This is a genomic window from Magnetospirillum sp. SS-4 (assembly GCF_902729425.1).
Lineage (GTDB): Bacteria > Pseudomonadota > Alphaproteobacteria > Rhodospirillales > Magnetospirillaceae > Phaeospirillum.
Genome location: NZ_CACVCH010000071.1, coordinates 1 through 23067, shown reverse-complemented (window position 1 = coordinate 23067; position 23067 = coordinate 1). Strand labels below are relative to the sequence as shown.

14 protein-coding genes are annotated in these 23067 nt (G+C 67.8%); 6 read left to right on the top strand and 8 right to left on the bottom strand.

Translation table 11 applies throughout. The features are described 5' to 3' along the window. From MTBSS4_RS13665 to MTBSS4_RS13655, 3 genes are all read right to left on the bottom strand, one after another. The coding region (locus tag MTBSS4_RS13665) for a tetratricopeptide repeat protein (protein ID WP_173983970.1) at positions 1 to 649 on the bottom strand (649 nt) is incomplete at its 3' end. Beyond that, the gene (locus MTBSS4_RS13660; protein WP_173983969.1) at positions 646 to 1251 is read right to left on the bottom strand and encodes a methyltransferase domain-containing protein; all 606 of its coding nucleotides are present in this window, start codon (positions 1249 to 1251) and stop codon (positions 646 to 648) included. The genes MTBSS4_RS13660 and MTBSS4_RS13665, both read right to left, overlap by 4 nt. Positions 1252 to 1260: 9 nt before the next feature. After that, positions 1261 to 3153 (bottom strand): tetratricopeptide repeat protein, encoded by a 1893-nt coding sequence (locus tag MTBSS4_RS13655; protein WP_173983968.1) that lies wholly within the window; start codon positions 3151 to 3153, stop codon positions 1261 to 1263. Between the two features lie 133 nt (positions 3154 to 3286). Here MTBSS4_RS13655 and MTBSS4_RS13650 point away from each other — a divergent pair, with 133 nt between their 5' ends. After that, positions 3287 to 5074 (top strand): hypothetical protein, encoded by a 1788-nt coding sequence (locus MTBSS4_RS13650; RefSeq protein WP_173983967.1) that lies wholly within the window; start codon positions 3287 to 3289, stop codon positions 5072 to 5074. Positions 5075 to 5340: 266 nt separating this feature from the next. Further along, positions 5341 to 8841, top strand: a complete 3501-nt coding sequence (locus MTBSS4_RS13645) for an autotransporter domain-containing protein (RefSeq protein ID WP_254432547.1) — start codon at positions 5341 to 5343, stop codon at positions 8839 to 8841. 173 nt (positions 8842 to 9014) lie between these two features. Here MTBSS4_RS13645 and MTBSS4_RS13640 read toward each other — a convergent pair whose 3' ends face one another. The 5 genes from MTBSS4_RS13640 to MTBSS4_RS13620 all read right to left on the bottom strand — a co-directional run bounded on the left by MTBSS4_RS13640 (position 9015) and on the right by MTBSS4_RS13620 (position 18427). Then, positions 9015 to 11417, bottom strand: coding sequence for an EAL domain-containing protein (locus MTBSS4_RS13640; protein WP_173983965.1), 2403 nt, complete (start codon positions 11415 to 11417; stop codon positions 9015 to 9017). Between the two features lie 112 nt (positions 11418 to 11529). Beyond that, a complete protein-coding gene (locus MTBSS4_RS13635) occupies positions 11530 to 12132 on the bottom strand; it encodes a cytochrome c (protein WP_173983964.1) in 603 nt (200 codons plus the stop codon). A 15-nt stretch (positions 12133 to 12147) separates the two neighbouring features. Further along, positions 12148 to 13188, bottom strand: a complete 1041-nt coding sequence (locus MTBSS4_RS13630; protein ID WP_008618978.1) for a rod shape-determining protein — start codon at positions 13186 to 13188, stop codon at positions 12148 to 12150. 106 nt (positions 13189 to 13294) lie between these two features. Continuing rightward, the gene (locus MTBSS4_RS13625; RefSeq protein ID WP_173983963.1) at positions 13295 to 14839 is read right to left on the bottom strand and encodes a 2-isopropylmalate synthase; all 1545 of its coding nucleotides are present in this window, start codon (positions 14837 to 14839) and stop codon (positions 13295 to 13297) included. Between the two features lie 138 nt (positions 14840 to 14977). Continuing rightward, on the bottom strand, positions 14978 to 18427 hold the full coding sequence (locus MTBSS4_RS13620) for an FAD-dependent oxidoreductase (protein ID WP_173983962.1): 3450 nt from the start codon (positions 18425 to 18427) through the stop codon (positions 14978 to 14980). Between the two features lie 197 nt (positions 18428 to 18624). On the opposite strand from MTBSS4_RS13620, the gene MTBSS4_RS13615 reads away from it, so the two are divergent. The 4 genes from MTBSS4_RS13615 to MTBSS4_RS13600 are packed head-to-tail and all read left to right on the top strand — an operon-like array spanning position 18625 to position 22999. After that, positions 18625 to 19371, top strand: a complete 747-nt coding sequence (locus tag MTBSS4_RS13615) for a class I SAM-dependent methyltransferase (protein ID WP_173983961.1) — start codon at positions 18625 to 18627, stop codon at positions 19369 to 19371. A gap of 9 nt (positions 19372 to 19380) precedes the next feature. After that, on the top strand, positions 19381 to 21687 hold the full coding sequence (locus MTBSS4_RS13610) for a PEP-utilizing enzyme (RefSeq protein ID WP_173983960.1): 2307 nt from the start codon (positions 19381 to 19383) through the stop codon (positions 21685 to 21687). Continuing rightward, positions 21684 to 22286, top strand: a complete 603-nt coding sequence (locus MTBSS4_RS13605; RefSeq protein ID WP_173983959.1) for a gamma-glutamyl-gamma-aminobutyrate hydrolase family protein — start codon at positions 21684 to 21686, stop codon at positions 22284 to 22286. Before MTBSS4_RS13610 ends, MTBSS4_RS13605 begins: the two co-directional genes overlap by 4 nt. Continuing rightward, on the top strand, positions 22283 to 22999 hold the full coding sequence (locus MTBSS4_RS13600) for a phosphocholine cytidylyltransferase family protein (RefSeq protein ID WP_173983958.1): 717 nt from the start codon (positions 22283 to 22285) through the stop codon (positions 22997 to 22999). The genes MTBSS4_RS13605 and MTBSS4_RS13600 overlap by 4 nt, the downstream gene beginning before the upstream one ends. The last annotated feature ends 68 nt before the right edge of the window (positions 23000 to 23067 follow it).

The window sequence follows — 23067 nt, the reverse complement described above, 5'->3', positions numbered from 1 at the left end:
CGGAGGTCAGCAGGTTGCGGTGAACGCCGAGCTGGGTCGGGTCGAGTTCCAGCGCCCGGCGCAGATGGGCCATGGCCTCGTCGAAGCGGCCGAGGATTTCGAGGATGTTGCCCAGGGTGTTATGGGCCTGGATGAAGTCGGGACGGATGGCCAGGGCTTGTTCGGCATGGAAACGGGCGCCCTCCAGGTCGTCCAGCCGCACCAGGATGTTGGCGAGGTCGAGATGGGCGTCGTGGTGGTCGGGTTTCAGCGCCACCGTCCGCCGGTAGGCGGCGGCGGCATCGCCCGGCCGCCCCAGGCGTTCCAGGACCTTGGCCCGGTTGCAATGGATCGCGGCGTGGTCTGGCCGCGCGGCCAGGGCGCGGTCGAACCGGGCCACCGCCTCGTCCAGCCGGCCCCGGGACGCCAGGATGTTGCCCAGGTTGTTGTGGGCCAGGGCGTCGTCCGGGTTGAGCGCGATGGCGCGGAGGTAATGCCCGGCGGCCTCGTCCGGCCGTTCCAGCGACTGAAGGGCGAGGCCCAGGTTGTAATGGGTCTCGGCGTGGTCGGGCATGGCCGCCAGGATCGCCCGGTAGATCCGCTCGGCCTCGGCCAGCCGTCCGGCCTGATGGTGGGCGGCCGCCAGGGCGAACGCCTCGTCGACGGTCACGGTCCGGCCGGCAGATGGATGTTGGCCAGGGCCTGAAGCTCCTCGTCGGGCATCCAGCCCTTGCAGGCGATGGCCCACAGGTCGAAGTGGTCCGGGCGGCCAAGCCCGCCGGCGCGGGAAAAGCCGTTGGCGGCCAGGGCCTCCAGCAGCACCGACAGGGTGAAGCCGCATTTGTGGGCCATGAAGACGTTGCCGCGTCCGATCTCCGATTGCAGGCCGAACAGCATGTCCATGGCTCGGATCGGCCCCATCTGCGACATGTAGGCGGTATCGGTCAGGCGGTCGTCGGCCACCAGACGGGCGATGGCCTGGAGGTCGGGAACGGTGATGACGGCGAAGCCGCCGTCGCGGACGACGCGGGCGAATTCCCGCACCACCCCGGCCACCTCGCAGAAGTGGACGTGTTCCAGGTTGTTGGCCGAGAACAGGGCGTCCACCGAGCCGGTGGCGACCGCCACCATGTCGCGCATGTCGGCGACGATGTCGGGTTCGGCGGCGGCGTCGATGTCCAGGCGGATTTCCCGCCATTCCCCGGCGGGAAAGCGGGTGGTGTAGGCGGTGATGGGCGTGCGGCCGCAGCCTACGTGCAGGACGGTTTTCATCTCTGATCCCTACAAGGAGAAGGCTGCCGGCGGCAGCCCGGCGCACCAGCGCCGCCACATGATCCGATAGGCCGAGGAAACCGCGCCGGCGTAGAGCGGCGCGTCCATCAGCGGCGAGGCGGCCATCCGCTGGCGCAGTCCGGCGCGCAGGCGGCGCAGGCGGTCGCGGTCGGTGGCCAGGGCCGCCGCCAGGGCGATATAGTCCTCGGCCGAGCCGGCGGCCAGTTCGGGCAGGCCGACGGCGGACAGCAGGCACAGGCCGACCCGGCCGAACGGCCGGGTTCCGGCGCAAGACACCACCGGCACCCCCATCCACAGCGCGTCGCAGGTGGTGGTGCCGCCATTGGGATAGAGCGGGTCGAGGCCGATGTCGATGCCCAGATAGGGCTCGTATGGATTGTCGGTCCAGGGCGACAGGATCAGGCTGTCCGGGCCGACGCCCAGGCGTTCCAGCGCCTGGGCGACGTGATCTTCGACCCCCTGCCCGATTCCCATCCATTTCAGGCTCAGCCTGGAGGCGGGAACCCGCCGCAGCAATTCGGCCCAGGCGGCCAGGGTGGCCTCGCCCAGCTTGGCGAAATTGTTGAAGCAGCCGAAGGTGACGACGCCTTCGTCGTCGCAGGGCGGCCGGTCGGGCGGCGCCGGAGAGTTTGGACCCGGCTGGTAGCAGACATGGGCGTGGGGCAGGCGGACGATCTTCTCGCTGTGGCCGGCATCGGCCCAGGGCGGCGCGAAACGGGCGTCCATCAGCCGGTAATCCATGGTGGATATTCCGGTGGTGCCGGGATAGAGCGGAAAGCTGACCTGGACCGGCGCCGGCTTCAGGCCGAACAGGGCGATGCGGTTGTCGGCCATGTGGCCGCCGCAATCCACCAGGATGTCGACGCCGTCGGCCCTTATCCGCTCGGCCAGCGTCGGGTCGTCCATCGCGGCCGCGTCGCGCCACTCGTCGCTCAGCCGCCGGAATTCCTCGGTCATGTCGTCCCGGCCGGGGCCGTGGGAATAGGAAACGATCCTGAACCGGTCGCGGTCGGTGTGGGCGAACAGCGGCTTCAGGAAATTTCCCGCCGGCGAGTTGCGGAAATAAGGAGAGACATAGCCGATGCGCAAGGGGCGGTCCGGATCGCGTTCGTTTGCGTGCGGCCGCAGGCGCGCCGCCAGCGGACGGATGAAGCGCCGGTCGAAGTCCTGGCATTCGGCCAGTTCCCGTTCGGCCGTCGCTTCGGAATCGAAGGTCAGGCCGAACAGGTAGTTGCTGTGGATGACCATGCTTGCCCGGCCGGCGGCGACGATCCGGCGCAAGATGTCCTGGCCCTCGGGTATCCGGCCGGTCATCTTCAGGTGCGTGGCCAGATTGGCCCAGCCCTCCACCTGGTCCGGCGCCGCCCCGATGGCCTGGCGGAACGCCGCCTCGGCGTCGGCGAACAGGTGCAGCGCCTTGAAGGACAGGCCGATGGCGACATGGGCCTGGGCGAGATCGGGCCTGGCCCGGATCACCGCCCGCAATTCGTCGATGGCCTGACCATGTTCCTTCAGGCCTTGCAGGCAGCGGGCCAGATTGTAGCGCAGCACCGGATTGCCGGGGTCGAGCGCCACCGCCTTGCGATGGAACGCCAGCGCCTCGGCGCTGCGGTTCTGGGCGGTCAGGGTGGCGCCCAGGTTGTTCAGGGCGGAAACGGCCCTGGGGGCCAGGGCGACGGCCTGACGGAACGCCGCCTCGGCGTCGGCCGGCCGGCCGGCCCCCATCAACGACTCGCCCAGGCGTTCCCAGGCGGTCAGGGCGGTGAATCCGGCCCCGCAATGGCCGCAGGCGTAAAGCCGCAGGCCGTCCTTGTCCTTGCGGCCCCGTTCCCGCCGGTCGGTTTTGGCGCACAAGGGGCAGGGCGGGGTCTGCGGCGGCATGGGGCTTGCGCGATCCTTGACGTGGCGGGGGCGACCGGCGAAGTCTAGGGGGGCGTCCGGATCAGGTCAAACGGCTTCCTTGCGGCCGGCCGGGGGCTTCTCTATCCTGGCGCCGGCATGAAAAGGGGGGGGCATGGTGGGACCGTTTCATCGCGGCCGGGCAGGCGCCGGGGACGAACGCGACCCCGCCGGGGTTTTCGTCGTCTGGGTGGCGGCGGGGATGGTCGGCGCGCTGTACGCCTGGTTCAGGCATCCGGCCGACGGCCTTGTCGAGATGATGACCTATGCCCGCTTCCTGGCCGGGATCACCGTCTATCCCGAGGGCAGCCCCATGGCCTACGGCCTGGCCGCCACCACCACGCCGGCCCATTGGGGGCTGGCGCTGCTGATCGGCGGCGGCGCGTCGGAACGCTTCGTGTCGCTGGTCCTCAACATGGGCACCGCCGCCCTCTACGCCCAGTCCTTCGCGCTGCTGTGCCTGGCGCTGACCGGCCGGGCGCTGGTCTCGGCGGCGCTGGGGGTGGCGCCGGTTCTGACCTGGGCCTTCGTCGAGGGGGCGGACTACCCCATCAACATGGTCAACGCGCCGGTGCCGGGCACCATGGGATTCGGCCTGCTGCTCCTGGTGCTGGGGCTGGCCGGCTGCGGCCGGAGGCATTGGGCGGCGCTGGCGCTGGCGCTGCTGGCCATGATGCACCCGGTCTACGCCGCCCTGGCCGGCGTGCTCGCCGTGGGCGGAATCCTCGCCGCCCGGCTGTGGCCCGGACGATTTCGGGCGCCGCTGGACTGGCGCGCCCTGGCGCTGGCGCTGGCCGCGGCCGGGCTCGCCTGGGCGGCGGCGCGCGGAGCCGTGCCCAAGGTGGCGGAGCTGCCGCCGGTCGAGCCGTTCTGGGTCGAGGTCTATCTGGACCGCTGGGATTTCCACCGCAACGTGCCGGTGACCGGGCGCAGCCTGCTGATCGCCGCCCAGGCGGCGCTGGCCACCGTTCTGGTGGGCGTCCTGGCCTGGCGCTCGCCGGCGCGGCTGGGGCCGGCCGGGCTCGCCCTGGCGGCGATGCTGGCGGCGGGCGGCGTCATGGGCTGCGTCGCCTGGGGGCTGTTCCACGCCCTGCGCGACGTGCTGCCGGCCGTGCTGGTGCTGCCCATGCCCAACCGTTTCCTCAACCTGCCCGAGGCCTTCGCCCTGGCGGCTGCGGCGGGTGGAATCGCCATGATGCCGTCCCGGCCGGCGCGGCTGGCCGCCATCGGCCTGCTGCTGCTGACGGCGGCGCTGTCCTGGGGGGCGACGCGGGGGCATTGGTTGGAGGTCGAGACCGTCAAGACCGTGGAACGGGGCGTGATGATCGCGGCGCTGCTGGCCGGGCTGGCGGCGCTGCTGCGGCCGGGGGCGGCGCGGCCGGACCGGGGGGCGGCCCTCCACCCGGCGGCCCATCCGGCGCTGTCGCTGGCGGCGGGGGCGGCGCTGCTGGGCGGCGTCGCGCTGCTGGCCGTCGCCGGCCGCCCGCCCGAGGTCGAGACCGACGCCACCCGGGTGGTCGACATGGTCTCGCGCACCGGCCTCGTCATGGTGGCCGAGGACAGCCTGAGGCCGTCGTTCCTGCCGTTCCGCAATCCGCTGCTGATCGACGTCTTTCAGATGGACCTGCTGCCCTACGTGCCCAGGCTGATTCCGGTCTATGCCGGGATCCTGAAGGACGTCTACGGCATCGATTTCAACTATCCGCCGCCGGACAGCACCCGCAAGGGGGTGGTGGCGCCGCGCACGTCGCGGGCGGCGTGGGCGGCCAGGACCGCCGGGGAATGGACGGCGCTGGGACGCAAATGGGGGGTCCGGCTGGTCCTCACCTCGCCCGGTCTCCAATTGCCGCTGAACGGCGTCACCATGGACGATCTCGCGGTGTGGGAAATCCCGGCCCGATAGCCGGCCCCACCAGGTTCTGGAGCCCCGGCCGCCAACCGCCACAACCCGTTGACTCCGGACGGCGGGGCCGGCGGATGGCCGTCCGCAACCGCGACAGGCAATGTGGTGTTTTTGCAACACCCGGACGCGCCGTATGATTTTGGGCAAAAAGCCCTCGCCATGTGCGGGAAATGCTGGTATTTGGCTCTGTGAATACATTTGGGTTTAGTGGATTCGGCGGCCGTGCCGCGTGATCTTATTCAGGTTTCAACGAGGGGAGTGACGTGATGAAGTCCAATTGGATGAACAGGTTGGGGCGGAAAGAGGCCCTTCTGCTGGGCGCCTCGGCGGTAGCGATCCTGTCGGTGAAGCCGGCCAAGGCCGCAACCGTCAATATCGCTGAAGATGCCGATACGGCGGTAGACTCGGTCACCAATGACTATGTTCTGGCGCACACCAACGCGACTCTGACCCTGAATGCGGGGGCCCAGGTCACCGGCACCGTTGACCACGGCACGTCGAGCGGCGGTATGGTCATCTTCTCCGGTTCCGGCACCATCACCGGCAATGTCGGCTCGGGTGGTGACACCGGAGGCTCCTCCCTCGGCACCATCACCGCCGGCGTAGCCTCGTCCAACGCCCAGTTCGATGGCACCGTCAACGCCACCACGATCCTCATCACCAATACCGGCTCCGTCACCTTCTCCGACGGTTCCACCCTGTCCGGCGCCATCGTCGGCAGCGCCGTCAACGGCGAAGTGGTCTTCACCGGCGACGGCACCGTCGCCGGCACCGTCGGCCTGGAAGGCTCGGCCATCACCACCATCACCGCCGGCGCCACCGGCAAGGACGTGCAGTTCGGCGCCAACATATTTGTCGACGCGCTGCTGATCACCAACGACGGCTCGGTGACCTTCGCCGACAACGTCTCGATGACTGGCGCCATCGTCGGCAGCGCCACCAACGGCGAAGTGGTGTTCACGGGCGACGGCACCGTCAGCGGCACGGTCGGCGCGGTCGGTTCGGCCATCACCACCGTCACCGCTGGCGCTGCTGCTACCGGTGTGGAGTTCGGTGCCAACTCGTATGTTGACGTGCTGCTGATCACCAACACTGGTTCGGTGACCTTCGCCGACGGCGCCTCGCTGGCCGGCTCCATCGTCGGCAGCGCCGCCAATGGTGAACTGATATTCACGGGCAGCAGCACCGTCACCGGCACCATCGGCGCTACCGGTTCCGCCATCACCACCGTTACCGCCGGCGCCACCGGCAAGAACGTGCAGTTCGACAGCAGCTCGTATATCACGACCCTGTTCATCACCAACGACGGCTCGGTGACCTTTGCCGATGCCGCCTCGCTGGCCGGCGCCATCGTCGGCAGCGCCGTCAACGGTGAACTGGTGTTCGCGGGCGACAGCACCGTTACCGGCACCGTCGGCCTGGAAGGCTCGGCCATCACCACCATCACCGCCGGCGCCACCGGCAAGAACGTAGAGTTCGGCGCCAACATGCATGTCGACGTGTTGCTGATCAGCAATAACGGCTCGGTGACCTTCGCCGACGACGTCTCGATGTCGGGCGCCATCGTCGGCAGCGCCACCAACGGCGAAGTCGTGTTCGCGGGCGACGGCACCGTCAGCGGCGCGGTCGGCGCCGCCGGCTCGGCCATCAGCACCGTCACCGCGGGTGCGTCCGGTTCGTCTGTGCAATTCGATGGTGCAGTTCAGGCCGATGTTCTGCTGCTTACTCATGCAGGGGCGGTCACTTTTGCTGATAACGCAACCCTGTCTGGCGCGATCGTGGGAACTTCCAGCGCCAGCGCCAGCAGCAGCGAACTGCTGTTCGTCGGCAGCAGCACCATCGCTGGTGCCATCGGCACGGCCGGAAGCACCATCACCACCATCCGGGCTGGTGTCGCTGGTGATCAGGTGCAGTTCGACAGTGATGTCAGCGCCGACCTGATCATGGTGACGGCGGAAGGCACCGTCAGCCTGGCCAACGGCGCCAGCATCTCGGGCGCCATCGTGGCCAGTTCCGCCTCGACGAGCGCGGGTGAACTGCAATTCGCCGGTAACAATACCCTGGGCGGCAACATCGGTATCGCCGCTTCCGGTATCGACACCATCTCGGCCGGCGCCGCCAGCACCACCGTCCAGTTCGACGGCACCGAGATCTATGCCGCAGCCATCAACCTGAGCACCGGCACCGTCACCTTCAGCAACAGCGCGACGGTCGGTGGCGCCATCGCCGTCTCCGACGGCGGCACGCTGGATATCGGCAGCAAGACCATTACCGGTGCCACCGGTGGTGGTGCGGCCGGTACCGTCACCTTTGCCGGCACCGGCACCACGGTCCAACTGAAGATCATCGACAGCAGCACCTTCGGATCGATCAGCTCCGCGACCGACTTCAATGCCGCCAACGCCAAGGTCACGGTCGACCTGGGCTCGGCCACCGGCTACATCGCCAACGACCAGACCTTCAAGATCTTCGATAGCTCTGGCGGCACCCTTAGCAACGGCGAAGTGGTGGTGACCACCCTCAACTCGGCGGTGCTCAGCTTCACCTCCGGCTCGGCCGGTAATGCTGTCACCCTGACGGCGGTCCGCGCCACCGGCGGCTACGCCGCCGCGGCGGCCGGCACCTCCACCACGGCGGTGTCCGGCATCTCCACCACCCTGGAAGCCCTGGGTGCCTCGGCCACCGGTTCCATGGCGACCATGCTGTCCAAGCTGGACGCCATGAACGCCACCGATCTCGGCCAGGCCCTGACCCAGCTGGCCCCGCCCAGCATGAACGGCGCCACCACGGCGGCGGCCTCTCAGGTCACCACCGCGGTCAGCAACGTGGTCAACGCCCGTATCGCCATGCTCCAGGGCCATCAGGTGGCCTCTGCCGATGGCGTCGGGTTCGAGCCCGCCTCCGGCGTCTCGGCCGGTAGCGGCGCCAAGCGTCACGGCGCCTGGGTCCAGGTGCTGGGATCGTACGGCGACCAGGGAACCCGCAAGAACGTCGACGGCTACGACAGCACCACCTACGGCATGGCGCTTGGCGTCGATACCGCGGTGAAGGACAAGGCCCGGGTGGGTCTGGCGTTCAGCTACGCCAACACCACCATCGACGACAAGGGCGCCCGCGACGGCAACAGCACCGACGTCAACAGCTACATGCTGAACCTGTACGGCACCTACGACATCACCAACGCCTGGTATGTCGACGGCGGCCTGACCTTCGGCTTGCATCAGTACGACACCACCCGCAAGTCGACGCTGCTCAGCGCCACCGCCAGCGGTGACTTCAACGGTTACCAGTACGGCGTCAACACCCGGGTCGGCTACAAGGTGCCCCTGAACAAGGGCAAGATGCTGCTGACCCCGTTCGCCTCGTTGGACTACACCCGTCTCGACCAGGACGGCTACACCGAAACCGGTACCGGTGGCCTGCCGCTCAAGGTCGACTCGCAGAGCTTCGACTCCCTCAAGATCGGTGGCGGAGCCCGGCTGTCGGGTGAAATCAAGCGCGAAACCGTCCGGTTGCTGCCGGAAGTCCATGGCGGCGTGTTCTACGACACGCTGGCGGGCAAGACCCACACCACCGCGACCTTCACTGGTGGCGGCAGCGCCTTCCGGGTCGACAATGTCGAGCCGGCCAGGACCTCCTTCAACGCCGGTCTCGGCCTGTCGGTGGTCACCGCGTCCGACCTGACGGTCACCGTCACCTACGACGCCGACCTGAAGGAAGACTTCGCCGGCCACACCGGCGCCATGAAGGTGCGCATGCCCTTCTAAGTCGATCGGGTAGACGTGAATACGGGGAGGCCCCCACCGGAAACGGTGGGGGCTTTCCTCGTTTCAGGGGTGGATTTGCGCCCAGGACGGCGGCAGGCGCGCGCGTGCCGCCGGGCGGCGATGGCCGCCGCGGGCCGCGCTTCGAAGGAAAAAGATTGGGAAGATAAGGCCCCTCAGCGTCCCGACGTGGACAGCCAGGTCACCAGTTGCTCGGCCGGCATGGGCTGGGCATAGCGGAAGCCCTGGACCTTGATGCAGCCGGCGTCGCGCAAATGGGCTTCCTCGCCCTCGGTCTCGACCCCTTCGGCGATGATGGACATGTCCAGCGCATCGGCAAGCCCAAGGATGGCCGAGACGATGGCGGCGTTGTCGCTCTGGCTGTTGACGTCGCGGATGAAGGATCGGTCGACCTTGATGGTGCTGAGCGGCAGCCGCTTCAGATAGCTGAGGCTGGAATAGCCGGTCCCGAAATCGTCGACCGAGACCTGGATGCCGATTTCGCGCAGGCGGCCCAGCTGCTCGATGGCCCGTTCCGGTTCGGCCATCACCGTGCTTTCCGTCAGTTCGATCTCAAGCTGCGACGGATGGACGCCGTACTGGTGCAGCAGGTTCGAGATGCATTCGACCAGGGCGTGGTTGAGGAACTGGCGGCCGGACACGTTGACCGCGATCTTGACCGGGGGCAGGCCGATATCGCGCCAGATGACAAGCTGGCGGCAGGCCTCCTCCAGCACCCACCAGCCGATCAGGGAAATAAGATTGCTTTCCTCGGCCACCGGAATGAACACGCTGGGCGCCACCAGCCCCCGTTCCGGACAGTTCCAGCGGATCAGCGCCTCCACCCCGGTCATCATGCCGGTGACCAGATCGATCTGGGGCTGGTAATAAAGCTGGAATTCGTTGCGGATGAGGGCGCGGCGCAGCGCTTCCTCCAGCTTGAGACGGTCCAGCGCCTCGTCGTTCATGCGGGAATCGTAGAAGCAGAAGGTGTTGCGTCCCTTTTGCTTGGCCCGGTACATGGCGGCATCGGCGCCCTTCATCAGGGCATGGAAATCGCCGCCGTCGTCGGGATAGAGCGCGATGCCGATGCTGGCCCCCACATGGATGGCGTGGCCGGACAATTCCACCGGATCTTCCAGGACCTTGACGATCTTTTCCGCCACGTCGGCCAGTTCACCGCTGTTCTGGAAATGGGTCAGCACCACCACGAATTCGTCGCCGCCCAGCCGCGCCAGGGTGTCGCTGCGCCGCAGGGCGTGACGCAGGCGCTCGGCCAGGACCTTCAGCAATTCGTCGCCGGCGACGTGGCCCAGGCTGTCGTTGACGATCTTGAAGCGGTCGAGGTCGATGAACATCAGGCCGAGACGGCGGGCCTCGCGCCGCGCCAGCTCGATGGCGTGATGGACCCGGTCCTCCAGCAACAGGCGGTTGGGCAGGCCGGTGAGAAGATCGTGGGTGGCCTGATGCTCCAGCTTCCGTTCCGCCTCCTTGCGCGGCGTGATGTTCTCCTTGACCGCCATGTAGTGGGTGACCATGCCGTCGTCGTCGCGGACGGGCGACAAGGTGGCGTATTCCCAGAACAGCGAGCCGTCCTTGGCCCGGTTGCACAGCTCGCCCTGCCAGGTGCCGCCATTGCCGAGACAATGCCACATGTCGCGGTAGACCGAGTTCGGGGTGTCGCCGGATTTCAGGAGGCGGGGATTGCGCCCCAGCACCTCGTCCTCGGAATAGCCGGAAATCAGGACGAAGGTGCGGTTGACGTATTCGATGGCGCCCAGGCGGTCGGTGATCATCACCGAGACCGGCGCCTGTTCCAGCGCGGTTTCCAGCTTGCGCAACTGCTGGCGCCGCTGGTGGCTTTGGGTGACGTCGCGGCTGAACAGGGCGATGCGCTCGATGCGGCCCTCGTCGTTGGCGACCGGATGCATGTGGATGTCGAACAGCCGGGAGCCGATGGCCTCGTGTCCCTCGACCGTCTCGCCCAGCTTCAGGACCCGTTCGGCGTCCTGGCGCAGCCGGCGCGCCACCGGCGGCGGCAGCAGCGGCCAGATGGACTCGCCCGCCAGCCGGGCGGCGTCGTGGTCGAGAATGGCGGCGGCGGCGGAATTCAGCGCCAGGATAAGGCCGGCGTCATCCAGCAGGGTGATGCCGTCCACCGAGGAATCGAGCATGGCGCGGATCAGGGCCTTGCTGTCGCGAAGCGTGCGTTCGGCCTGCTTGCGCGTGCTGACGTCGTAGATCCAGGCAAGGTTGACGTCCTCCCCATCCAGGATCGCCGGCCGGATGGTCAGCACCGACCAGAACGGCGAGCCGTCGGCGCGGCGGAACTCGACGTCGGCGTCCTTGATCTCGCCGGCATCCCTCAGCTGTCTGATGACGTCGCGGCGCTGCTGCTCGTCGGCGAAGTGGCGTCTGGCCGGGCTGCCGATGCAGTGCTCGCGCGCGATGCCGGTGATGTCGCAAAAGCGGCGGTTGGCGAAGACGACGACGCCGTCCCGGCGCCTGGAAACGGAGACGCCGACGGGACTCTCGTCGAGGATGGCGAGAAAATCGGTGATCTCGGCGGGGATGGACATGAGGCGGGGAGTCTCTGGCCAGCGCGGGTCTGAACAAAGTTAGCCGGTAGATGACGGAATGTCACGAGAATGAAACGTTCCGCCGGGCGGTTTCCGCCACCGGCCGCGAACGCTATTCCAGCCCACCGATATAGGTGGACACCGCCTTGATTTCCAAGGTGGTCATCTTGGACGCGATGGCGTGCATGATGGATTTGTCGTTGGTGCGCGAACCCTTGCCGAAATCGCTCAGCTGGCTTTCGACATAGGCGGGATGCTGGCCGGCCAGGCGCGGCAATTGGGTGGTGCCCGCCCCCTTCTCGCCGTGGCAGCTGGCGCAGGCGGCGATGCCGGACCAGGAATTGCCGTAGTGGAAGATGTACTTGCCCACCGCCGACAGGTCCTGGTTGGACGGCCGCTTGGAGACCGGCTTGCGCGAGCTGAAATAGGCGGCGAGGCCGGCGACCTCGTCATCGGTCAGGTCGCGGGCCATTTCATTCATGGTGCCGGTGCGGCGGCCATCGCGGAAATCGCGCAGCTGCTTGGCGATGTAGGTTTCGTTCTGGGCGGCGAGGCGGGGATAGACGGCGTTGGCGCTCTCGCCCTCGACGCCGTGGCACAGCGAGCAATGCTCGGCGACGATTTCCTTGACGCGGCCCTTCGGTTCGGCCGCCTGGGCGGTGACGGCAGCCAGAAGGCCGGTTGCCGCCAGCATGGTCAGGGCCGTCACCCTCATCTCGACGCTCCGTTCTCAGTACATGCTGGTCAGCACGTTCTTCAGCTTGGGCATTTCCTCCAGGGCGCGGCCGGTGCCCAGCGCGACGCAGGACAGCGGATCGTCGGCGATGGAGACCGGCAGGCCGGTGGCATGGCGCAGCACGTAATCCAGGTTGGACAGCAGGGCGCCGCCGCCGGTCAGCACGATGCCCTTGTCGACGATGTCGGCGGCCAGTTCGGGGGCGGTGTGTTCCAGGGCGACCTTGACCGCCTCGATGATGGCGCCGACCGGCTCGGCCAGGGATTCGGCGATCTGGCGTTCCGAGATGATCAGTTCCTTGGGCACGCCGTTCATCAGGTCGCGGCCCTTGATCTCCATGGTGCGGCCCTCGCCGTCCTCGGGCGGGCAGGCGGAGCCGATCTCCTTCTTGATGCGCTCGGCCGAACCCTCGCCCACCAGCAGGTTATGGTTGCGGCGGATATAGGCGATGATGGCCTCGTCCATCTTGTCGCCGCCGACGCGCACAGAGCGGGAATAGACGATGCCGCCCAGGCTGAGCACCGCCACCTCGGTGGTGCCGCCGCCGATGTCCACCACCATGGACCCGGTGGGCTCGGTCACCGGCAGGCCGGCGCCGATGGCGGCGGCCATGGGTTCCTCGATCAGGAAGACGCGCCGGGCGCCGGCGCTTTCCGCCGATTCCTGGATGGCGCGGCGCTCGACGGCGGTCGAACCCGACGGCACGCAGACGATGACCAGCGGGCTGGCGAAGGAACGGCGGTTGTGGACCTTGCGGATGAAGTGCTTGATCATCTCTTCCGCCACCTCGAAATCGGCGATGACGCCGTCCCTGAGCGGCCGGATGGCCTGGATATAGCCGGGCGTGCGGCCCAGCATCATCTTGGCCTCGTCGCCGACGGCCAGGACCTTCTTCTTGCCCTTTTCCTCGGCGATGGCGACCACCGACGGCTCGTTCAGAACGATGCCTCGGCCTTTGACGTAGACCAGGGTGTTAGCGGTTCCCAGATCGATCGCCATATCCGCGGACATCCAACCCGTCAGCTTCGAAAACATGGTCCCTCGCTCAACATCCGATATCGTCTATACCTGCGATGCCGCCGGCTCGGCCGAGGCGGCATCGCGACTCATCCCCATCTTGCCTCAGGCGTACGCTGCTATATCACGCCGCCGGCTCGGCCGGGGCGGTTTTCTGCCGTTTCACCAGAAGTTTGTTCAGGGCGTTCACATAGGCCTTGGCCGAGGCCACCATGGTATCGGTCTCGGCGCCCTGGCCCATGACGGTCTTGCCGTTCTCCTCCAGCCGGACGGTCACTTCCGCCTGGGCGTCGGTGCCCTGGGTGACGGCGTTGACCTGATAGAGCTGCAACCGGGCGTCGTGGGGGAACAGCGCCTTGATGGCGTTGAAGGTGGCGTCCACTGGCCCGTCGCCGGTGGCGCGGATTCCGGTCACCACGCCGTCGATGGACAGTTCCAGCTCGGCCGAGGGCGGCTGGTGCCGGGTACCGCACAGCACCTCCAGCGAGACCAGCCTGATATGGTCGTTGCCGCGCACCACCGAATCGTCGACCAGGGCGACGATGTCCTCGTCGAACACGTCCTTCTTGCGGTCGGCCAGATCCTTGAAGCGGTTGAAGGCGTCCTCCACCGCATTGTCGCCCAGGTCGTAGCCCAGGTCCCTCAGCTTGGCCTTGAAGGCGGCACGGCCGGAATGCTTGCCCATCACCAGGTGCGAGCGGTGCAGGCCCACCGATTCCGGGGTCATGATCTCATAGGTCTGGGCGTGCTTCAGCACCCCGTCCTGATGGATGCCGGATTCGTGGGCGAAGGCGTTCTTGCCGACGATGGCCTTGTTGGGCTGGACCACGAAGCCGGTGATGGTCGAGACCAGGCGCGAGGCCTTGGTGATGCATTCGGTGTTGATGCCGGTCTTGAACGGCAGCAGGTCGGGCCGGGTGCGCAGCGCCATGACGATCTCTTCCATGGCGGCGTTGCCGGCGCGTTCGCCCAGGCCGTTGACGGTGCATTCCACCTGACGGGCGCCCTTGCCGACGGCGGCCAGGGAATTGGCCACGGCAAGGCCGAGATCGTTGTGGCAATGCACCGAGATGATGGCCTTGTCGATATTGGGCACCCGGTTGAACAGCATGGCGATCAGGGCGCCGTATTCATCCGGAACGGAGTAGCCGACAGTATCGGGAATGTTGATGGTCCGCGCCCCGGCGTCGATGGCCGCCTCGACGCAGCGGCACAGGAAATCGTGCTCGGTGCGCGAGCCGTCCTCGGCCGACCATTCCACGTCGTCGGTCAGGGCGCGGGCATAGGCGACCGAGTCCCTGACTTTTTCCAGCACTGTTTCCGGTTCCATCTGAAGCTTGTACTTCATGTGGAGCGGGCTGGTGGACAAGAAGGTGTGGATGCGGCCCCGGGCCGCCGGCCGGATCGCCTCGGCGCAACGGTCGATGTCGCCCCTGGTGGCCCGCGCCAGGCCGCAGATGGTGGAGTTCCTCACCACCTTGGCGACCGCCTCGACCGCCTCGAAATCGCCGTTGGAGGCGATGGGAAAGCCGGCCTCGATCACGTCGACGCCCATCTCCTCCAGCACCAGCGCGATTCTGACCTTCTCCTCCAGGTTCATGGAGGCGCCGGGCGATTGCTCGCCATCGCGCAGCGTGGTGTCGAAGATGATGACCCGGTTCTGGTCCATGGGGCGGCTCTTGCAGGCAGGGCGGCGGATGTTTCACGCTTGGGCACAAGGAAGTATGAACCACCCCCCGCTGTCAACAGGATCATGTGGTTGGAACGTGTGAAACAGCCATATTTCGTCCGGATGGAAAGCCGTGCCCTATCTTCGCAGGCCGGCCTGCTTCAGCCCCCGGTCGATCCAGGCCCTGGTCAGCTTTTCCCAGGTGGAGTTCTGGGCCAATCGCTCGGCCAGCGACACGAAATCCACCTTGTCCAGCGGCTGGTCCTGGTCGGCGCAGGTGAAGACCACCTTCTCCTCGCCGGTGACCGGGTCGCGATGGCGCTGGAGGCACTGGGCGCAGACCTCCTTCAGCATGCATTGCATGGGCGAGTTGATCGAGCCGATGCCGGCGTGGCCGCGCTTGAGGACGGGGGCGAGCCGCTCGTGCCGCGCCCGCGCCACCGCCGCCATCATCCGGTCCGAACCGATGGCGATGATGCGGTCGACGTCGGTGATTGCAACCGTCTGTTCTCCCAGCCGGCCCTCGCCATAAGCCACCATGGCCTCGACGATGTTGCCGACGAAGGTCCGGTCCTGGGGGCGGCCGGGGGCGAAGGCCTCGCCGCCGTCGACGCACCACACCACCACGTCGGCGGCTGCCTCGATATCGGCGACCTTGAAGCGGTCATGGGCGTTCTTGTAGCCGGCGAAGTACAAGACCTTCGAGCCGGCGGCGCGAAACGCCGAACCGATGGAGAACAGCACGGCGTTGCCCAGCCCGCCGCCGGCCAGCAGCACGGTTTCCTTGCCGCAGACATGGGTGGGGGCGCCGGTCGGCCCCATCAGCACCACCGGTTCGCCGGGGCGCAGATGGGCGCACAGGTCGCTCGATCCGCCCATTTCCAGCACGATCAGCCCGACCAGACCGGAATCGCGGTCGACCCAGGCGCCGGTCAGGGCGAGGCCTTCCATGGCGAGGGAGGAACCGCCGGCCTTCAGCGCCAGCATCTCGTAGTTCTGAAGCCGGAAGAACTGGCCCGGCCGGAACGCCCGGGCGGCGGCGGGGGCCTTGACCACCACCTCGACGATGGTCGGCGTCAGGCGGTTGACCGCGTGGACGCTGGCCCGCAATCCGTCGTTCAGCCGCTCGAACAGTTCGGGGCCGGCGACGGCGGACGCGGGGCGCCGGGCCATGGCGCGGGTCACCACCGGATGGCCCTGCTTGGCCGAGGCCATGGCCGAGACCACGTTGCCGGCGAAGGACGGGTGCAGGTCGCCGAAAAAGCTGATGGTGCGGTCGAAGCCGTCCACATGCATCAGCACCTGGGCGGCGTCGGGCTTGGCGAGGCGTTCGGGCGAGACCGGGCGGCCATCCTCGTCCACCGCCTGGAAGAACTTGCCGTCCAGGGTGATGCCGGCGCGTTCGCGCGCCAGATTGGTGTTGGGAACGGTTCCCGCCGCCACGATGATGGCGCGGGCGGGAAGAAAGCGCGGCTGGCCGTCGCCGCCCTTCAATTGAATGCCCGACGCGGCGCCGAACTCGTCGACCTCGACCGCCACCGGAGAGAAGCCCTCGGCGAAGCGGATGCCTTCTTCCATCGCCTTGGAGATTTCCTCGTGATTGCGATAGGCGGGGCTGTCGATCAGCCGGCGGCGATAGACCAGGGTGGCGCCGCCCCAGCCTTGCAGCAGTTCCAGGATGCGGGGGGCGCGCCCTTCGATGGACGCCGCCAGCCGTTCGGCGCGGATGGCCTGGGCGTGGGCGATGAACTCGTCGGCGATGACGTGGTCCTCCTCGGACCAGTGTTGCCGTGTCGCGTGCTCGCCGCGCTCGGCCACCAGCAATTCATGGCGGGTGAGGAATTTTTCCACCTGCACCGGGTAATAGGCCAGCGCCTCGGTGCAGGTGTCCACCGCCGTCAGGCCGCCGCCGATCACCACCACCGGCAGCCGCAATTGCAGATTGGCCAGGGTGTCGGCGCGGGCGGCTCCGGTCAGTTGCAGCGCCATCAGGAAGTCCGAGGCCTGCCGCACCCCCTTGGCCAACCCCCCCGGCATGTCGAGGATGGTGGGCTTGCCGGCCCCGGTCGCCAGCGCCACATGGTCGAACCCCATGGCGAAGGCGTCTTCCAGGGTGATGGCGCCGCCGAAACGCACGCCGCCGAACAGGGCGAATTCGGCCCGGCGTTCCAGCAGCAGGCGGATGACGTCGAGGAAGTTCTTGTCCCAGCGCACGGTGATGCCGTATTCGGCGACGCCGCCGAAGCCGCCCATCACCCGTTCTCCCAGCTTTTGCCACAGGGCGCGGATGTCGCGCACCGGCTTGAACGGCACCCGCCTGCCGTGGGGGTCGACGCCGGAAAGGTCGGAGGCCAGCGGCTCGATCTTCAGGCCGTCGATGGCGCAGACATGGTGGCCGTCCTGCATCAGGTGATGGGCCAGGGTATAGCCGGCCGGTCCCATGCCGACCACCAGCACCTTGCGGCCGGAATCAGGCCGGGGCAGCGGCCGTCTGATGTTGAGCGGATTCCAGCGGGTCAGCAGCGAATAGATCTCGAACCCCCAGGGCAGTTCCAGCACGTCCTTCAGGGTGCGGGTCTCGGCCTCGGGCACGTTGACCGGATCGCGGTTCTGGTTCTGGTAGATGCAGGCGGTCATGCAGTCGTTGCAGATGCGGTGTCCGGTGCCGGCGGCCATGGGATTGTCGACCACGATCACCGCCAGCGCCGCCAGCGAGTCGCCGGCCGCCTTGACCTCGTGCATCTCCGATATCTTCTCCTCCAGCGGACAGCCTTCCATGGCGACGCCGACGGCGTTGGAGGACAACACCCCGGTCTTGCGGTCCTTCATGCCCTTCGAGCACGAATCGCGGCCCTGGTGGTGGCAGAGGATGCAGTAATTGACCTCGTCCAGCGCTCCGGCCAAGTCGGTTCCGGCGTCGGTGAGATCGAAGCCCTCGCGCCGGCGCAGCCGGGCCGGCTCGAATTCCAGCGCGGCGATGCCGCAGACCTCCACCGGCCGCACCGGCACCATGGCCAGGGGATCGTGCTTGGCCGGCAGGCGGAACAGGATGCTCCGGGGATGGACCTGCCGTCCGGCCTCGGCCACCTTGGCGGCGGCGAGACGGGCGGCGAGCTTCAGGTCGTCGGCGTGATTGGCCTCGTCGTCCAGCCACCCCAGCACCTTGCGGGCGAAACCCGGTTCGTCGAACGCCTCGCCGACGCGCACCGAATACTCCAGCGCCAGGGCGTCGGCGTCGAGGGTGGCGGCTTCCTCGGGCTTGACCTCCTTGACGGCGCGGCGCTGCACGAACAGCCGCTTGGCCTGGAACAGCGGCGCCAGGGCGTCGTGACGGCCGCGCAGTTCCGCCGCCGCGGCGCGGATGCCGAACAGCTCCACCAGGAAGTCGTCGATATGGGGGGCGAGGGCGACGATCAGTTCGGATTCGTCCTTGGCGGCAAGCGCGTCCGGGGCGGCGCGGGCCGCTTCCAGGCGATGCCGCAGCGTCTCGTCCAGATGGTCGAGGAAGGCCAGATCCAGACGCTCCAGTCCATCGCGCCGGTACAGTTCGGGAAATGAAACGCCGAAACCAAGGGCCGGAAGGGTCATATCCACACTCGCCTATAGCCATTATCGGGAAATTCTATGGGTGATATGGCATTGTGTAGAATTATCGACAACAGCAAAAATTTTATGGTGAATTCCAGGCAAGCCGGATCAGCGTTTATCGGCCTCAATCCGGCCGTTGAAACCGGTCCGATTGTCGGGTCATATGGGGCGGTGACCGTCTTGGGGGATGCCTGCGCATGAAGACCGAATGGGATTACACCGATCTGGCCGACGCCTATCTGAAGCGTCCCGATTACTCGGATGCGGCCATCGACGCCATGCTGCGGCTGGCCGGACTGTCGGCCGGCGCGGTCTGCGACGTCGGCGCCGGCGTGGCGCATCTGACCTTGATGCTGGCGGCGCGCGGCTTCGACGTCACGGCGGTTGAGCCCAACGATTCCATGCGCGCCAACGGTATCCGGCGGACGGCGGACCTGGCCCATGTCCGTTGGTTCGAAGGCACCGGCGAACATACCGGCCAGGCGGACCGGGCGTTCGATCTGGTGACCTTCGGCAGTTCGTTCAATGTCTGCGACCGCGCCCAGGCGCTGAGGGAGACCGCCCGCATCCTGAAGCCCGGCGGCTGGTTCGCCTGCATGTGGAACCATCGCCGGCTGGACGATCCCATCCAGTCGCGTATCGAGGACATCATCCGCCGGGCGGTTCCCGCCTATGGCTATGGCACCCGGCGCGAGGATCAAAAGGCGGTGATCGAGGCCAGCGGCCTGTTCGGCCCGGTGGTTCACCTGGATGCCGGCGTGGTGCACGAGCAGGGGCTTGGCGAATGCGTCGAGGCGTGGCGTTCGCACGCCACCCTGGCCCGGCAGGCCGGCGACGCCTTCGCCGAGGTGGTGGCGGCCATCGACGCCTATCTGCGCGGCCTGGGGCAGCCCTCCATCATGATTCCCTACGACACCAATATCTGGATCGCCCAATTGAAATAGGACGCGGCCGTGACGGCGCTTTCGTTCTCCACCAAGGCCGGAACCCTGGTCCAGCTTCAAGGCATGCTGCGAAGCGCCCGCATCCTGCCGCTGGTCAGCTTCACCGTCGCCCGGTGGCGGGCGGAGCGGGACGGCTGTCTGGCGAAATTGACCGCGGGGCGCTGGATCGTGCGCTCGTCGTGCCGGCGCGAGGACGGTGACAGCCGCTCCAATGCCGGCGCCTTCCTGTCGGTCGCCGACGTGGAGCTGGGCGGGCTGGCGGCGGCGACCGACGCGGTGATCGCCTCCTACGGCGAGGCGACAGGCGACGACGAGGTGCTGATCCAGCCGATGCTGGACGGCGTGGTGCGTTCCGGCGTCGCGTTCTCGCACGATCCCAATACCGCCGCGCCCTACCGGGTGGTGAACTGGGCCGAGGGCGCCGATGCCGCCCACGTCACTGGCGGCGCCGGGGGGCGGACGTGGCAGGCCGCCGCCGCCTCGACGGTGCCGCCGCCGCCGGCCCTGGCCGGGGTAGTGACGCTGCTGGAGGAACTGCTCGGCCTGTCCGGCGGCGTTCCGGTGGATTGCGAATTCGCCGTGACCCGCGAGGCCGGGGCCGAGATCCTGTGGCTGTTGCAGGCCCGTCCGCTGGTGATGGCGGCCGGTCCGGAATCATCCGAGGCCCAGGCCCGCCGGCTGGGCCTGATCGCCGCCAAGGTGGAACGCGGCATGCGGCCGCATCCCTTCCTGATGGGGCGCCGGACCGTCTATGGGGTGATGCCCGACTGGAATCCGGCCGAGATCATCGGCGTGCGGCCAAAGCCGCTGGCCCTGTCCCTGTACCGCGAACTGGTGACCGATTCCATCTGGGCCTATCAGCGGCACAATTACGGCTACCGCAATCTGCGCAGCTTTCCGCTGATGCCGCATTTCTTCGGCCTGCCCTATATCGACGTGCGGCTGTCGTTCAATTCGTTCATTCCCGCCGACCTGGACGACGGCCTTGCCGCCCGGCTGGTGGATTACTACGTTGATCGGTTGCTTGGCGAGCCGACTCTTCACGACAAGGTAGAGTTCGAGATCGTCTTCTCCTGCTACACCCTCGATCTGCCCAATCGGTTGGAACGGCTGGCCGAGGCCGGATTCTCGGCGTCGGAGCGGACCGCCATCGCCGACAGCCTGCGCCGTCTCACCAACCGTATCGTGCATCCCAGGGATGGATTGTGGCGGGCCGATTCCTTGAAGCTGGACACCCTGGGGAGCCGGCGCGAGACCCTGCTGGCCTCGGATGCCGATCCGCTGGAGCGCATCTACTGGCTGCTGGAGGATGCCAAGCGCTATGGCACCCTGCCGTTCGCCGGGCTGGCGCGGGCCGGTTTCGTCGCGGTGCAGATGCTGCGCTCGCTGGTGGCGGTTGGAATTTTCTCCGAGGCGGACAGCGACGCCTTCATGGCCAGCCTGTCCACCGTCAGCGGCCAGCTGACCCGCGACCGCGCCATGCTGGACCAATCCACCTTCCTGGCCCGCTACGGCCATCTGCGCCCCGGCACCTACGATATCTTGTCGCCCCGCTACGACGAAGCCCCCGACCTGTATTTCGACTGGAGCCGGCGGCCGCCGGTTCCCGAGCCGTCCCGGCCGTTCGCCCTGGCCCTGGGGCAATTGCGCGACATCGCCCGGCTGCTGGAAACCCACGGCCTGCACCCCGACGGAATCGGCCTGTTCGACTTTCTCCAGGCCGGCATCGAACTGCGCGAACTGGCCAAATTCCACTTCACCCGCAACCTGTCCGACGCCCTGGCGCTGGCGGCGGCCTGCGGCGAGCAATGGGGCTTCGGCAAGGACGACATGGCCTATTGCGACATCGCCGCCTTGAAGGAGCTGCATGTGGCGGCGGCCGAGCCCCGCGACGCCATCGCCCGCTCCATCGAGCAGGGCAAGGCGCGCCATGCCGAGACGTTGCGCGTCGCCCTGCCGCCGGTGATCGCCTCGCCCGACGACGTCTGGGCCTTCGAATGGCCGGAGACCGCGCCCAATTACATCACCCAGAATCAGGTGACGGCGCCGGTGGTCGACGCCAGCCGCCACGACCTTCTGGCCGGAGCCATCGTCTGCCTGCCCAATGCCGACCCCGGCCATGACTGGCTGTTCGCCCATCCCATCGCCGGACTGGTGACCGCCTGGGGCGGGGTCAATTCCCACATGGCCATCCGGGCGGGGGAGCTGGGCCTGCCGGCGGTGATCGGCGCCGGCGAGATGCTGTACCGGCGCTGGTCCAAGGCGCGGCGGCTGCATCTGGACTGCGCCGGCCGGCGGGTCGAGGTGCTGGGATGAAGCCGCGTGTCGCCATCAGCCAGAGGGTGGACGTCTGGGCGGAACGGGGCGAACGCCGCGACGCCCTGGACCAGCGGCTGGCCCGTTGGGTCGCCCTGGCGGGGGCGGTTCCGGTTCCGGTTCCCAACCATCCCGAGGCGTTGCCGGACTGGCTGGCGGCGCTGTCGCCGGATGCGGTGATCCTGTCGGGCGGCAACGATATCGGCGCGATTCCCGAGCGCGATGCCGCCGAGGCCCGGTTGCTGGCCTATGCCAGGGACGGAAGGATGCCGCTGCTGGGGCTTTGCCGGGGCATGCAGATGATGGCCCATTGGGCGGGAACCGCTCTGGTTCCCGTGTCCGGCCATGTTGGCGGCCGTCACCGCCTGGCGGCCGGCGGCTGGCCGGTCGAGGTCAATTCCTTCCATAATTTCGCGCTGGCCGATTGTCCGCCGGGCTACGAGGTGGCGGCCCGCTCCGGCGATGGCGCCATCGAGGCCATCCGCCACCGGACCCTGCCGTGGGAGGGGTGGATGTGGCATCCGGAACGGGACGATCCCGTCGACCCGCTGGACACGGCGCGGCTGGTCGCCCTGCTGAACAGGAGGGGAGCGCGTTGAAAGCCATCATCCTGGCCGCCGGGCGCGGCAGCCGCATGAAGACCCTGACCGACGAACGGCCGAAATGCCTGGCCGAATTGCGGGGCCGGAGCCTGCTCGATTGGCAGCTTGCCGCCTTGCGAGGCGCCGGCATCGCCGACATCGCCATCGTCACCGGCTATCGCCGCGAGATGCTGGCCGGCCGGGGGCTGGTGGAATTCCACAATCCGCGCTGGGCCGAGACCAACATGGTCAGCTCGCTGGCCTGCGCCGGGGACTGGCTGGCCTGTGGTCCCTGCGTGGTCAGCTATTCCGATATCTTCTATGAATCCGCCGCCCCGGCCGCCCTGATGGACTCCCAGGCGGCGCTGGCGGTGACCTACGATCCAAACTGGCTGGCGCTATGGGAAAAGCGGTTCGGCGACCCGTTGCTGGACGCCGAGACCTTCCGCCTCAATCCCGACCATACCCTGGCCGAGATCGGCAACAAGCCCGGCAACGTTGCCCAGGTGGAAGGCCAGTACATGGGGCTGCTGCGCTTCACCCCCGCCGGCTGGGCCGAGGTCGGACGCATCCGTGCCGGCCTTGATGCCGCCCTGTGCGACCGCATGCACATGACCGGTACGCTGCAAAGGGTGATCGAGGCCGGACGGGTGCCGGTGGCGGCCATTCCCTATGACGGCCCCTGGGGCGAGGTCGACAGCGCCGAGGACCTTGCCGCCTATCAGGACTGACGTATAGGGCGTACTCGCCCTTGTAGGTTTGGCCATAAGGTGGGAATCGATCTGCCATGATTTCACCC